Origin of the sequence: Flavobacterium suzhouense (assembly GCF_042684765.1) — a bacterium.
In the GTDB taxonomy this organism is placed as follows: Bacteria; Bacteroidota; Bacteroidia; order Flavobacteriales; family Flavobacteriaceae; genus Flavobacterium; species Flavobacterium suzhouense.
Genome location: NZ_JBHUMD010000024.1, coordinates 26,842 through 41,857, shown reverse-complemented (window position 1 = coordinate 41,857; position 15,016 = coordinate 26,842). Strand labels below are relative to the sequence as shown.

Here is a 15,016-nt window from a genome sequence, read left to right as displayed (position 1 = left end):
AAATTAGATGAGTAAAAAGAAAACATTGTCACTGGTCTTTGCACTTTTCTCGTTTGTGGCATTTGCCCAGGAGAGTGCTCAGGCTGACATTACACCGGTTGCCCCAATTGCTAAAATTTCGTTCTTAGATTCTATTAAATCTACTTTCATCCGCCATAGTGAAATGGCTTGTGTTGACAGCCTTTGGATACAGGAACTTACGAACCAGGAGCTGTTTAACAATATGCAGGAAGACCTGTTAAGGGTTAACCCTGACATTGATGTAGATTTTAATCTTTCCAGTGAGGTTCTTAAAGAAAGGCTTGCTAAAATGGATGCTAAATCTCCATTTAATATTGAATATAGCAAAGGCCTTGAGAACATCATTAAATCGTATCTTAAAAACAGGCCAAGGTCATACGAAAGACTAATGGCTATTTCTGAATATTATTTCCCAATGTTTGAAGAGTACCTTGCTAAATACAATGTGCCTATCGAAATTAAATATCTGGCTGTTATTGAGTCGGCACTTAATCCTCGTGCTAAATCACATGTTGGTGCTACAGGACTTTGGCAGTTTATGTATCCTACAGGGAAACAATACAACCTTGAAGTTAACAGCTATGTAGACGAAAGAAGCGATCCTCTTAAAGCTACTGAAGCTGCTTGTCAATACCTTTCAAGCCTTTACAACATTTTTGGAGACTGGGACTTGGTACTAGCATCATACAATGCCGGTCCGGGTAACGTAACCAAAGCTATACGTCGTTCAGGGTCATATAGCAATTACTGGAACATACGTAAAAACCTTCCTAAAGAAACTCAGGCGTATGTACCTACTTTCTTAGCTACGATGTACATTTATGAGCATGCTAAAGAACACGGAATTAAAGCTAAAAAAGCACCTCTTACTTATTTTGAGACTGATACAGTGATGGTAAAACGTCAGATGTCCTTCAAACAAATTGCCCAGTTGCTGGATGTTCCGGTTTCTCAACTCCAGTTGCTAAACCCTATTTACAAACTGGATGTTATTCCTTTCACAACTGAAAAAGCTCATTACCTGAGGCTTCCTAAAGATAAGATAGCGTTGTTTGCATCAAACGAAAAAGGAATCTATGCTTACATTGATTATGAAGATAATAAAAGAGAAAAACCATATTTCTTAGACAAACCGGAAACAGCAATTGCTTCGGTTAGAAAAGACAGTACTTCATCTAAAGCATTAGCTTCTAACGGGTCTTTCAAAAAAGAAAAGACTATCAGTACTAAAACCTACAAAGTGAAAAGGGGTGATAACCTTGGTGAAATCGCATCCAAATATGATGTTAGCATCACTGACTTAAGAAAATGGAATAAAATAAAAGGCAATAACATTCAGGCAGGTCAAACGTTAAAGATACAGAAAACCATAATGGTTACTAACCCTGTAAAAGAAGAGGCTATTGCTGCTAAGAACACTAAAGATTCTGTAAATAATAAAGCTAATGCTGCTGTTGCCAATGCAAAAACGGCTGTGGCTTCAAATACTGAAACACAGGATACTGAAGAGGAAACTACAGAAGCAGTTGTTTCTGAGCCAAAAATGGCTGTTGCCGCAACTACACCGGCATCTGCAAAAAAAGCAAAAGAATATAACTACGAGCAACAACGTGATTATATTGTACAAAAAGGTGATTCGTTGTTCAGTATTGCAAGAAAACACCCTGGTGTAACGGTTGAGAACCTTAAAAGCTGGAATAAGATAAAAGGCGAAAGCATACAGCCCGGCATGAAACTTAAAGTTGGCGAGGGCCAGGTGAACTAATTTCTTTTGAAAATCGTATTTTGATGATAAGGCTGAAACAAACCCTTGTTTTTGTTTTTGTTCTTTGCTGTATCGCCTGCAAAAAGGATAAGCATGATGATGCCGATGCCTCAAAAGGCAATATCAATGAAATATCGATTGTGATAAGCGATGTGCTCTGGAACGGTGAAGTGGGCGACAGCCTGCGTAAAAGACTTGCCGCTCCGGTGGACGGTCTTACCCAAGAGGAACCGCTTTTTACACTAAATCAATTACATGATAAATCGTTTGACGGCTCTTTAAAAAAGGGCCGTAACATTATCATGATCGACAAGGATAACGATGCTAAGAAAGGCTTCAGTTTTGTCCGTAATAATTACTGCGCTCCACAAAACGTATTTACCATCAAAGGAAAATCGATAGACGAGATACTCGAACTTATCGATATGCATTCAGATGAAATAATACGTACCATCAGGCAGACCGAAATTGCCGAAAATCAACAACGTAATATCAAGAACGGACTTTTGGATCAAAAGATAATCCTGAACCAATATAATATTGATATTAAAGTTCCTTCTACCTATCGTTATGCTGTAAAAAATAAGGATTTTATATGGCTGAAGAAAGAAATTACAAGTGGTAACACCAACATTCTGCTTTACAAAGTACCATTTGAAGTTATCGAACGCAATAAGACCATTGCGACTGATATTATAAAAATGCGTGATTCCGTTGGAAGCCGATATATACATGGTAAGGAAGCCGGTACTTATATGGTAACTGAAGAAGCTTACTCACCCTATTTTTTTATGACGAGCTTTAACGATAAGAGTGCTTTTGAAACCCGTGGTAACTGGGAAATGAAAAACGACTTTATGAACGGTCCTTTCCTGAATTATGTCATTAGGGATAATAAGCACAACTGTTATCTGGTTATCGAGGGTTTTATCTATAGCCCTTCATCTCCTAAACGTGATTTGATTGTAGAACTGGAATCAATTATTAAGTCTGTAAAATTTACATGAAGCCGGAATTCAAAATAAAGCGATTTAACGAGCTTTCTCTTTCTGAGCTATACAAACTCCTGCAAGTGCGCTCTGAAGTGTTTGTAGTGGAGCAAAACTGCGTTTATCAGGATATAGATGGTAAAGATGAGAAGGCATTACATGTACTTGGCCTTTTTGAAGGTGAAATCGCGGCATATAGCCGTATTTTTTCAAAGGGCGATTATTTTGATAATGCTTCGATAGGCAGGGTCGTAGTAAACCCAAAATTCCGTGACCGTAAATGGGGTCACGACCTTATGATTGCCTCTATTGCCGGAATTCAGGAACATTACGATACATCAGTCATAACCATATCGGCGCAACTATACCTTAAGAAATTCTATGAGGGCCATGGCTTTGTACAGGATGGCGAACAATATTTGGAAGATGATATACCGCATATAAGGATGCATCGTTTATAGTGTTCAGTAAGTGAGAATTCATAAAGTTAGAAATAAAAAAAAGCAGAACTATATAGTTCTGCTTTTTTACTTTTAATGGCTTCAGCTACTGCGAACTGAATACTGAACACTGCCTACTGTTTAACAGCTTCACCCGTATAAACATTGTTATCCCTGTTTACATCAGCCATAAGATCTGCAGGATCTATCATAAGAACCTTAATTGCTTTTTTAGGCTTACTGATATTGAAATTATAGGTTTTATGTGCCCAGTCCCATTCCGGTAATACGGTTCTTTTCAGATTCGGGTACGGATTGTCTTTGGTATAATACATCATCCTTAACGGAACATAGAATGTTTCCTGTGTACCATCTTCATATACGGCAATAATATCGATAGACATTGGCATACGGCCAATACGCTCCAGCGTAACTTTGGTGTTGTTGCCATCTTCGGCTACTTTCAGGCTGTAATCAATAGTGTTTGTAGTAAGTGTCCAGTCTGTAAGATACCATCCAAGTTCGGCGCCACTCACTTTTTCAGCAGTACGTGTAATATCATTTGGTGTAGGGTGAGTAAACTTATAATCGGCATAGTAACGCTTTAGTGTTTCGGACAGTTTTTCTTCCCCAATCAGGTAACCCAGTTGCGACAGGAATATTGAACCCTTGCTATATGATGCTATGCTGTATAGCATATTCAGGTCAAATCGGTCTGCCTGTGTGCTTAAAGGCTGCTCTTTACCTGTTTTTACCATGTAAAAATAATTGCTGTAGGAACTTGCAAAAGGATTTGCCTGTTCTTCTTTTTTATCTTTTGGAGGCATTAGCGTATGCATTGCAAGATCTTCGATGTAAGTAGTAAAACCTTCATCCATCCATCCGTGCTCGCTTTCGTTAGAAGCCAGGATATGCTGAAACCATGAGTGACCGAATTCGTGAGCAGTTACTCCCACAAGCCCTTCATAGTTACGACCTGTAATAAGGGTACACATGGCATATTCCATACCGCCATCGCCACCCTGAATAACAGAGTATTGCTTGTATGGATATTTACCTACAATCTTATTGTAGTAGGCAAGTATCTCGGCTGTTTTAGGCTGAAGCCTTTTCCATCCGTCCTGGTTTTCAGGTGTGTTTTTGTAGAAGAAGTGAAGTTCAGTATTATTCTCGCCCATAATTATGTCGTGAGCAAAATTCGGGTCAGCGGCCCATGCAAAGTCATGCACGTTTGGCGCTACAAAATGCCAAGTTAGAGTTTTGGCTTTTTTAGGGTATTTTACTTCTACGCCAGAATCCTGATAGCCTTTTCCTATTTCATTCTTATTTTGAAGGTATCCCGTACCACCAATGGTATAATCCTTATCGATCGTAATGTTTACGTCAAAATTACCCCATACGCCATGAAATTCACGGGCAATGTATGGATTAGCATGCCAGCCTTCAAAATCGTATTCGGCCATTTTTGGATACCATTGTGTCATGGAAAGCGCTACACCTTCGGCACTGTTTCTTCCGCTACGGCGAATCTGTACCGGTACCTGCCCTTCAAAATCAAGGGTAAAAGTTGTTGATTGCCCCGGAAGAATTGCTTTTGGCAACCTAACTTCAAGAACTGTTCCTTTCACTACATTATTGGCAGTAACCCCATCCTGTTTCAGGTTGTTTATTTTAAGATAACCAATTTCGTCCGGCTTAAGCTGGCTGATTCGGCTTTCGTAAGTTGTTTTTTCGGGTGTTTTAAAAGTTTTTACCATCCTTTTGTCAGGATCGGAAATTGCCTGAAGTCGTGCATCCATCTCACTTCCCGGCTGAAAAGCATTGTTGTAAAGGTGGTAAAACACGCGGTTCAGCGTATCTTTTGAGTTATTGGTATAAACCAATTGTTGCTTACCGGTATAGCGATACGTTTTTACATCCATAGACACATCCATTTTGTAATCTACGTGCTGTTGCCAGTACCCCGGATTAGGATTGTTTTGGGCAAAAAGGGCAGAAGCCGATAGTAATGCCAGTAGTGCGAATTTTTTCATGGGTTAAAAATAAAAAAAAATGGAAGGGATTGGGCCCTTCCATCTTTATAAAATTTAAAAATGATTATTTGCCTCTCGAAACCTTATCCGCAAGGATAATAGCGTTATAAGCATTTATTATTTTTCCGGTTCTTGACAGTTCGCTAAACGATCTTGTATCTCTTGGGTCACCGCCAAGGTTTACTTTTATGCCCACAGGAATACCAGAATCCATAATGATTTTCTTAACCTGAGGAGCAGTAAGCTTAGGATAGTAAGCACGGATTAGTGCTGCTACTCCTGCTGCATTAGGCGAAGCCATAGAAGTACCCTGAAGGAATTCATAGTTATTGTTTGGCGTTGTAGCATAAATTCTAACACCCGGGCTAAAAATATCTACTTCTTGTTTACCATAGTTAGAAAAATCTGCCAATAGTTCAGGGCCATAGTTGTAGCTTATAGCACCAATAGTCAGGAAGTTATCTGCAATTTCAGGACCACCCACTTTTGAGTCGTTAGGATAACGCTCAGCTGTTTTTCCGTCTTTGTTCAGATCCATACCTTCATTACCGGCAGCACAAACGATAAGAACGTCTTTGTCTGCAGCATATTTAATAGCATCATAAACCCAGTCGCTGTGTGTAGAGAAGTATTTACCAAAACTTCCGTTAATTACTTTAGCACCGTTGTCAACAGCATAACGTATAGCAAGGGCAACGTCTTTATCGTACTCATCACCATTTGGCACAGCTCTTACAGCCATAATTTCAACCACATTGCTTGCAACTCCGTCACCACCAATGTTGTTACCTCTTGTCTGAGCGATAATACCCGCTACGTGAGTACCGTGTTTAGCGCCATCGGCAACAGGGCCAATAACGTTGTTGTTACCATATTTTTTATCGTTGATGTCGTTAGGATTGTCACCAACAATCTTACGTCCGTCAAATTTAGGATTCAGGTTGTATTCAAGCTGATCTTCAAAATGGTCTTTAGCTTCTTTAAGCTCTTTTTCCAGTTCGCTCATGGGAACCTGTGTAAGAATGTAGCTTAACTGAGGTTTTAGCTCGTTAATAAGCGGATCAGACGATTTCAGGTTTTGAAGATCCTGAGCGGTATAAGTGTCTTTTTTCAGTTCAGCTTTGATCTTGTTATTAGCATTGATGATGTAATCAATTTTTTGAAGCTCAGCTTTAGCTTCTTTACTTTCTTTATCATACTCAGCTTTAGCTCTTTTGTAAAGGGCCGAACCATCGTCACCTTTTTTCATGATACGAACAAACTCAAGGTTTTCGTTTTCTGCATCACCTAAAAAGTTCCAGCCGTTTACGTCGTCAATATAACCGTTGTTGTCATCATCTTTACCGTTATTAGCAATCTCTTTTGGGTTATTCCAGATTACCGGTGCAAGGTCCGGGTGTTTAACATCTACACCGGAATCTACTACACCAACAATTACTTTTTTGCTTTTTCTACCTTTAAGAAGCTCATAAGCTCTGTCTACGCTCATTCCCGGAATCGTGTCTTTAACAAGGTCAAGGTCGCTCCATCTTTTTTCCTGAGTTTCTGTCAGCGGTGCTTTTTTAGCAGTTATCGGCGCCGTAATGGTAATTGGCTCAGCCGTTATTTTTGCTGTACCACAGCTTGCAAGGGCCAGTGCCAGTGCTGCCGAAAGGTAAATTGCTTTGAATTTCATATTTTCTAAATTACAATATTTTAAGATAGGTCTAATTTAAACGCGTTTTGTTACACAAATCGTAACACTTAACATTAAATTATGATGTCTAAACGTCTTCTGAAATGAAGATGTAGGATTTTACAACCGGAAGGACTGATGGTAAAAAAAGGAACCCGCAGTATAGTATTTGGCGGATTGTCTACTAACTCAATCTGTTTCAATAGCTCCCGCGGGTCATTAATAGACTCGCAAAAACCGAAAACGTTACAGAAAATTATTAAAAAATTAAATTATTATCTATTCTTCGAATTATTCTGATAATTAAAGGATGTCTTCAAAAGAATGAAGCTCTTTCAGGCGTACACCTTTTTCGGTATGCTCAACAGTAATAATCTGGTTATGTGCATCGTGTTCAAGGAAAAGGTAATACCCTCTATCGGCAGCCTCATTTAAAAATTTTGCTTTTTCGTCAATCGTCAAAAGAGGGCGTGTATCATAACCCATAACATAAGGAAGCGGAATATGCCCCACAGTTGGTAGTAAATCCGCCATGAAAACAATGGTTTTGCCTTTGTGATTGATATGAGGTATCATTTGCTTTTCGGTATGGCCATCAGCAAACAGTATCCCAAAGCCAAGTTCGCTTTGTTCCAGAAAACCGGCTTCCGGCCTTTTTATGAACTTCAGCTGACCGCTTTCCTGCATTGGCAATATGTTTTCGCTTAGAAAAGATGCCTTTTCTCTCGCGTTTGGTTTTGTAGCCCATTCCCAATGGTTCTCATTAGTCCAGAAATGTGCATTTTTAAACGCCGGCTCATATCCGGTTTTGTCTTTGTTCCACTGAACGCTTCCGCCACAATGGTCAAAATGAAGGTGAGTCATAAATACATCGGTAACATCATCGCGGCTAAAGCCATGTTTTGCCAATGATTTATCAAGGTTATGGTCTCCCCACATCGAGTAAAAACCAAAGAACTTTTCGCTTTGCTTGTTGCCCATTCCTGTATCAATCAATATCAGGCGGTTACCATCTTCAATAAGCAGGCAGCGCGCAGCAAGATCAATCAGGTTATTATTGTCGGCAGGATTAGTTTTGTTCCAGATGGTTTTAGGAACCACGCCAAACATGGCACCGCCATCGAGCTTAAAGTTACCGCTTTCTATAGGGTATAATTTCATCAGAGTAAATTTAGTGGTGCCAAATTAACAATTTTGCTGCAAAGATTAGCCATAAGCTTTCGTTATAGCACTATTGTTATAAAAATCAACGCTATTATTGCATTATCTAAAAATGTGGTATCTTTGCACTAAATTTAGACTAATTATACGTTTATAAATCATGATAAAAGTATCTGACACAGCAAGAAAGAGAGTAATTTCTCTTATGGAGGATGATGGTTTTGATGCTGCTACCGACTATGTAAGGGTAGGTGTGAAAAGCGGCGGATGTTCAGGTTTGTCTTATGATCTTAAATTTGACAAGGAACTGGGCGAAAATGACAAAGTATTTGAAGATAACGATATAAAAATTGCCGTAGATAAAAAAAGCTTCCTGTATTTAGCAGGTACAATTCTGGAATATTCAGGGGGGCTTAACGGTAAAGGTTTTGTATTCAACAATCCAAATGCGCAAAGAACCTGCGGATGCGGGGAAAGTTTCTCTTTATAAGTTATAAAGTTGAAAGTTAAAATGTTGTAATGTTTGTATGGAGAAGCTAAAATCCTTTGAAGAAATTATTGCATGGCAAAAAGCAAGGGAACTTAATGCTGAAATTTACAAGATTACGAATGAAAGTAGTTCCTTTGCCAAAGATTATGGTTTGAGGGATCAGATGAGGAGAGCGAGTATCTCGATTTCATCTAATATAGCTGAAGGTTTTGAGAGAGAAACCCCTAAAGAATTTATAAGGTTTCTTTTTATAGCTAAGGCATCAGCAGGTGAATTCAGATCTCAATTGTATTTGGCTTTAGATTTAGGATATGTTTCTGAAATAGAATTTAATAGCCTTAATTTAAAGGTGAATGATATATCAAAGTTGTTAAGTGGTTTTATAAAGTACCTGAGTGGAACTTTATAACATTAATAACTTTAAACTTTAAAACAAAAAATGAGTAAGTACACTGAAGAGGAATTAAAGATCGAACTTGAGAACAAAGAATACGAGTACGGTTTTTATACTGACATTGAATCTGAAACATTTCCTATTGGGCTTAACGAAGAAGTCGTAAGGGCACTTTCTAAAAAGAAAGAAGAGCCTGAATGGATGACGGAGTGGAGGCTAGAGGCTTTTCGTGCCTGGCAGGAAATGATTGAGCCGGAATGGGCTAACGTACATTATGAGAAACCTGATTTTCAGGCAATATCATATTATTCTGCGCCAAAAACGGTTGATCCTAATAAAACACTTGATGATGTAGACCCTGAGCTTTTGGCAATGTACAAAAAGCTTGGAATCTCTATTGATGAGCAAAAGAAGATGAATAACATAGCAATGGATATCGTGGTCGACTCGGTTTCTGTAGCTACAACATTCAAGAAAACGCTTGCTGAAAAAGGCATCATATTCTGCCCGATTTCTGAGGCTATAAAAGAACACCCGGAACTGGTTAAGAAATACATAGGTTCCGTAGTGCCGCAAAAAGATAACTTTTATGCAGCGCTTAACTCGGCGGTATTCTCTGATGGTTCTTTCTGTTATATTCCTAAGGGAGTACGTTGCCCAATGGAGCTTTCAACCTATTTCCGTATCAACCAGGCGGGTACAGGACAGTTTGAACGTACGCTTGTTATTGCCGATGAAGGCAGTTATGTGAGTTACCTTGAAGGTTGTACTGCACCATCGCGTGATGAGAACCAGCTGCATGCCGCAGTCGTAGAACTTATTGCAATGGATGATGCAGAAATTAAATACAGCACAGTACAAAACTGGTTCCCAGGCAATAAAGAGGGTAAAGGTGGTGTATTCAACTTTGTAACAAAACGCGGGCTTTGCGAAAAGAACGCTAAGATATCATGGACACAGGTAGAGACAGGTTCTGCTGTGACATGGAAATATCCAAGCTGTGTGCTTAAAGGAGATAACTCTATTGGTGAGTTTTATTCTATTGCGGTAACTAATAATTTCCAGCAGGCTGATACCGGAACAAAAATGATTCACCTTGGTAAAAACACCAAGAGTACTATCATTTCTAAGGGTATCTCGGCGGGTAAATCGCAAAACAGCTATCGTGGTCTTGTACAGATAGGCGCAAGGGCAGAAAACGCCCGCAACTTCTCGCAGTGTGACTCATTATTGATGGGTAACAACTGTGGTGCGCATACCTTTCCGTACATCGAGTCTAAAAATACTACGGCTAAGATAGAACATGAGGCTACTACCAGTAAAATTGGTGAAGATCAGGTATTCTACTGTAACCAGAGGGGTATCCCTACTGAGAAAGCGATTGCGCTTATCGTAAACGGTTTCAGTAAAGATGTACTGAACAAACTGCCAATGGAATTTGCCGTTGAAGCGCAAAAACTACTTGAGATTTCGTTAGAAGGATCAGTAGGATAAAGAGTTTCGGGTTTTGAGTTCAGTGTTGAACTCCACCCGGATAATAAGAATTTAGAATATACAAACAATAATAAATAAGGGAATGAGGTATTGGGTTTGAGTAATTAACCCTGAATCCAAAACCCTGAACCCGAAACAAATAGTAATGTTAAGTATTAAGAATTTACACGCTCGTGTTGAAGATAAAGAAATCCTGAAAGGGATTAACCTTGAAGTAAAAGCAGGTGAAGTACACGCTATCATGGGTCCAAACGGATCAGGTAAGAGTACACTTTCATCGGTAATTGCCGGTAAAGAGGATTATGAAGTAACTGATGGTGAGATAATCCTTGAAGGTGAAGATATTGGCGAACTGGCTCCTGAAGAAAGAGCGCATAAAGGTGTTTTCCTTTCGTTCCAGTACCCTGTAGAAATTCCGGGAGTATCGGTTACCAACTTCATGAAAACTGCTATCAACGAGAGCCGTAAAGCAAAAGGCCAGGATGAAATGCCTGCTAACGAGATGCTTAAGCTTATCCGTGAGAAAAGCGAAATGCTTGAGATAGACCGTAAATTCCTTTCCCGTTCGTTAAACGAAGGTTTCTCGGGTGGTGAGAAAAAACGTAACGAGATCTTCCAGATGGCAATGCTTGAACCAAAAGTTGCTATTCTTGACGAAACAGATTCAGGTCTTGATATCGATGCACTTCGTATTGTTGCAAACGGTGTGAACAAGCTTCGCAGCGAAGACAACGCGGTTATCGTAATCACGCACTACCAAAGGCTTCTTGACTATATTGTTCCTGATTTTGTACACGTACTTTACAACGGTAAGATCGTGAAATCGGGCGGTAAAGAACTTGCCCTTGAACTTGAAGAAAAAGGTTACGACTGGATTAAATCGGAGAACTAAGATGGATTTGAAAGAAAAGCTATTATCTTCTTTCATGGCTTTTGAGGAGCGTGTTGATGTGGATTCCGATTTACACGAAGTACGTACTGAAGCCATAAAGAATTTTGAAACCAAAGGCTTTCCTACCAAAAAGGAGGAAGCATGGAAATATACATCGCTTAATGCGGTGCTAAAGAACGATTTCAGCGTTTTTCCTAAAAAGGAAAATGTTGTGGAATATGCTGAGGTAAAAAAATACTTCATTCACGAAATCGACACCTACAAAGTAGTCCTTATTGACGGTGTTTTCAGTTCTTTCCTGTCGTCTACGACGCATGAAGGGGTTGATATCTGCCTTATGTCATCGGCACTTACCAAACCAAAATACAAAGAGATCGTTGATACTTACTTCAACAAGATCGCAAATACTGAAGACAGCCTTACTTCGTTAAATACAGCATTTGCAAGCGAAGGCGCTTACATCAACATTCCTAAAGGAAAGATTGTAGATAAGCCTATCGAGATCATGTGTTTCTCTACAGGAAATGAAGCTGCGCTTATGGTTCAGCCACGTAACCTTGTAATTGTGGGTGAGAATGCTCAGGTACAGATCATTGAAAGACACCAGAGCCTTAATGGGAATCCGGTGCTTACAAATGCCGTAACCGAGATATTTGCCCAGGAAAGAGCAGTTGTTGATTATTACAAGATTCAGAACGACCTGCAAAGCGCTAACTTAGTGGATAACACTTATATTGCTCAAAAAGCAAACAGTAATGCATCGGTACACACATTCTCTTTTGGAGGTAATATTACCCGTAATAACCTGAATTTTTACCATCAGGGTGAGCGCATCGAAAGTACGCTTAAAGGAATTACCATCATTGGCGATAAACAGCTTGTAGACCATTACACGCTTGTGCAGCATGCTCAGCCAAACTGTGAAAGCCACCAGAATTACAAAGGTATTTTTGATGATAACGCTACGGGTGTTTTCAACGGAAAGATTTATGTTGAGAAAGAAGCTCAGAAAACAGATGCTTTCCAACAGAATAACAACATACTTTTAAGCGATAAAGCCACTATAAATGCTAAGCCACAGCTTGAGATCTTTGCTGATGACGTAAAATGTTCTCACGGTTGTACAATTGGCCAGCTTGACGACAATGCCATGTTCTATATGCAAAGCCGTGGTATACCTCAAAAAGAGGCTAAAGCATTACTTATGTATGCATTTAGCAATGAGGTTATCGAGAGCATCAGAATTCCGGAACTTAAAAACAGGATTACTAAGCTTATTGCCTCTAAATTGGGCGTAAGTATGGGTTTTGACCTTTAATATTGTATCGCTGAAACAACATAAGCCTCCATTTGGAGGCTTTTTTTATTCCCTCCATTAGCTTTCTTACAAATCTTTATTTAGAATTAATAAAAATAATTTGGATATATAAATCACTAGAGTTAGTTTTGCATTCTATTTAGAATTAATCTAACTAAAGTTAGTAATGCACAAGCAAGCACAAGCGTTTTTATCTATAGTATCCTTTATAAGCTTCTCTACATTAGCTCAGGAAACCGTTACAGATACTGTTAAACCTGCTACAAATACACAATTGGAAGAAGTGGTGGTAACCGGACAGATAGAGCCTCAATCCATAAAAAAATCGGTTTTTAATGTCCGTGTTATATCTGCTGAAGATATAAAACGCCAGGCGGGAAACAACCTCGCAGATGTTCTTAACCAATACCTGAATATAACTGTTAGACCAAATAATGAGTCGGGCCGGTCTACAGTTTCCATGTTTGGTCTGGATAGTAATTATCTTAAAGTACTGGTAGACAACGTTCCGTTAGTAAGCGATACAGGATTGGGTAATAATGTAGATCTTACGCAGATCAATCTTGATGATGTTCAGCAAATTGAGATTATAGAAGGGGCAATGGGTGTAACCCATGGAGCAAATGCTGTAAGTGGTATCATTAACATCATTACTAAGAAGAACACCAAAAATAAATGGGAATTGAGCGCTACGGTTCAGGAAGAAACCATAGGCGACGAATATGCTCCTTTTGGAGACAAAGGGCGCCATATTCAGGCCTTAAGGGCAGCTCATACTATTAACGACAATTGGTATGCATCTGTAGGAGGCAACAGGAATGATTTTAAAGGCTATATTGATGAAAGGGGAGGGCGTGACTATACGGCTTATGATCCTGCAAATCCGGATCCTGAGCACGACAGGGGATATAGCTGGCTGCCTAAAGAACAATACTTTACCAATGCACTGGTGCGCTATCAAAAAGAGAATTTCAGGATTTTTTACAAGTTCGATTATTTTGATGAGCACCTGGATTATTACGATCCTGTGGTTACTGACGAATTTGTGACAGGTGTGGGTACGTATCGTGTCTCTAATGACAGGCGTTATGATACTAATAAATTTTACCATCACTTAAATGCTGTGGGTAAGGTTTTGGGTCGCAATTATAATGTGTCTGTGTCGCATCAACGACAGAAAAGGGATGTAGAAACCTTTAAATATTACATACAGACGGGCGAAGAAGCCAACAATAAAAGCGAAACTTACCAGGATACAGAAGTACTATATTCTACAGGTAACATCAGTAATATACTAAATAACAAAAAAATAGATGTTCAGGTTGGGTATGAGGCGGTAAACACTAATGGTTATACATCGTCTTTAGGTGGTGTTTTTAATAACCCGGATCAACAGGGTGTAAACCTGAAGAAAAGATTAGAGAACTATGATTTATTTAGTGCTGCTGAAATTGCAGTTACAGAGCGATTCTCTATCCGTCCGGGAGTTCGCTATTCTTTTCAGTCAAGGTTTGAAGACCAGTGGGCTGCTTCTTTGGGATTAAGACAATTATACGCTAACGGGCATGAAGTTAGAGCTTCATACGGAAGATCGTACAGAACCCCTACCTACGACGAGCTATATACCTACATGGTAGATGCAAATCATGACATACGAGGAAACGAAGACCTTAAGCCAGAAACTGCAAATTCTTTTGAGTTAAGTGGAAAGAAAACGACATTTTATGAATCAGGACTTCAGCTTGTAAATACTGCTGCAGCGAGCTATATAACTATTGATGACCGTATTGAGCAGGTAATAGTTGGTTTTAATCCTAACCTTCAATACAAGTTTATCAATATTGATAAATACCAAATGTGGAATTTCTCAACCACGCATCAGCTTAATTATAAAAACTGGCAGGCTAAAGCGGGTCTTATCGTTGTGGGTATCTCAAGAGATCTCAGTAACGGGGTTGTAAAGGCAGATGATAAATTCCTGTATAATGTACAGTTTAATACAAACCTGGCTTTTGCTGTTCCGAAATGGAATACAATATTTACACTATACTACAAACTAAATGGAAAAACTCAGCAGTATGTAGAAAATGGATCACTTTCAACACCTGAATATATACTACAGGATATTGAAGGATTCAGCCTGATGGATGCATCGGTAAGAAAGACGTTCTTTGAAAAGAAGTTCGACGTTACATTTGGCGCAAGAAATATCTTTGATGTAGTGAATATACGTTCGAGTGTAGCTTCTAATGCCGGGGCTCACTCTGCCGGATCTACCAGCCTGCTTATGGGATATGGCAGGTCTTATTTCCTGAAACTTACGTACAACCTCAATATTTAATAT

Annotated in this window: 12 protein-coding genes; 9 read left to right on the top strand and 3 right to left on the bottom strand. The window is 39.2% G+C overall.

Annotated elements, in window-relative coordinates:
* Positions 1–7: 7 nt before the first annotated feature.
* From ACFSR3_RS09615 to ACFSR3_RS09605, 3 genes are read left to right on the top strand one after another with little or no spacing between them, the layout of a single operon-like run.
* Positions 8–1,786 carry a lytic transglycosylase domain-containing protein gene (locus ACFSR3_RS09615; RefSeq protein WP_379820781.1) on the top strand — a complete coding sequence of 593 codons (1,779 nt, stop codon included), beginning with the start codon at positions 8–10 and terminating at the stop codon, positions 1,784–1,786.
* Positions 1,787–1,809: 23 nt separating this feature from the next.
* Positions 1,810–2,793, top strand: coding sequence for a DUF4837 family protein (locus ACFSR3_RS09610; protein WP_379820780.1), 984 nt, complete (start codon positions 1,810–1,812; stop codon positions 2,791–2,793).
* Positions 2,790–3,236, top strand: coding sequence for a GNAT family N-acetyltransferase (locus ACFSR3_RS09605; protein WP_379820779.1), 447 nt, complete (start codon positions 2,790–2,792; stop codon positions 3,234–3,236). Before ACFSR3_RS09610 ends, ACFSR3_RS09605 begins: the two co-directional genes overlap by 4 nt.
* Before the next feature lie 113 nt (positions 3,237–3,349).
* On the opposite strand, the gene ACFSR3_RS09600 is transcribed toward ACFSR3_RS09605, so the two are convergent.
* The 3 genes from ACFSR3_RS09600 to ACFSR3_RS09590 form a co-directional block, all read right to left on the bottom strand.
* Positions 3,350–5,248: a M1 family metallopeptidase gene (locus ACFSR3_RS09600; protein ID WP_379820778.1), complete on the bottom strand. Its 1,899-nt coding sequence runs from the start codon at positions 5,246–5,248 to the stop codon at positions 3,350–3,352.
* A 64-nt stretch (positions 5,249–5,312) separates the two neighbouring features.
* Complete coding sequence (locus ACFSR3_RS09595; protein WP_379820777.1) at positions 5,313–6,923, bottom strand: S8 family peptidase; 1,611 nt, start codon at positions 6,921–6,923, stop codon at positions 5,313–5,315.
* Positions 6,924–7,226: 303 nt separating this feature from the next.
* Entirely contained in the window at positions 7,227–8,084 is an 858-nt protein-coding gene (locus ACFSR3_RS09590) for an MBL fold metallo-hydrolase (protein WP_379820776.1), read from the bottom strand.
* A gap of 160 nt (positions 8,085–8,244) precedes the next feature.
* Here ACFSR3_RS09590 and ACFSR3_RS09585 point away from each other — a divergent pair, with 160 nt between their 5' ends.
* From ACFSR3_RS09585 to ACFSR3_RS09560, 6 genes are all read left to right on the top strand, one after another.
* Positions 8,245–8,574, top strand: a complete 330-nt coding sequence (locus tag ACFSR3_RS09585; protein ID WP_114758764.1) for a HesB/IscA family protein — start codon at positions 8,245–8,247, stop codon at positions 8,572–8,574.
* A gap of 37 nt (positions 8,575–8,611) precedes the next feature.
* Entirely contained in the window at positions 8,612–8,983 is a 372-nt protein-coding gene (locus tag ACFSR3_RS09580; RefSeq protein ID WP_379820775.1) for a four helix bundle protein, read from the top strand.
* Positions 8,984–9,013: 30 nt separating this feature from the next.
* The gene (gene sufB, locus ACFSR3_RS09575; protein ID WP_379820774.1) at positions 9,014–10,462 is read left to right on the top strand and encodes a Fe-S cluster assembly protein SufB; all 1,449 of its coding nucleotides are present in this window, start codon (positions 9,014–9,016) and stop codon (positions 10,460–10,462) included.
* A gap of 145 nt (positions 10,463–10,607) precedes the next feature.
* Positions 10,608–11,354: a Fe-S cluster assembly ATPase SufC gene (gene sufC, locus ACFSR3_RS09570; protein WP_114758766.1), complete on the top strand. Its 747-nt coding sequence runs from the start codon at positions 10,608–10,610 to the stop codon at positions 11,352–11,354.
* A gap of 1 nt (position 11,355) precedes the next feature.
* Positions 11,356–12,672, top strand: a complete 1,317-nt coding sequence (sufD, locus tag ACFSR3_RS09565; protein WP_379820773.1) for a Fe-S cluster assembly protein SufD — start codon at positions 11,356–11,358, stop codon at positions 12,670–12,672.
* Positions 12,673–12,838: 166 nt separating this feature from the next.
* A complete protein-coding gene (locus ACFSR3_RS09560; RefSeq protein WP_379820772.1) occupies positions 12,839–15,013 on the top strand; it encodes a TonB-dependent receptor plug domain-containing protein in 2,175 nt (724 codons plus the stop codon).
* Positions 15,014–15,016 lie beyond the last annotated feature (3 nt).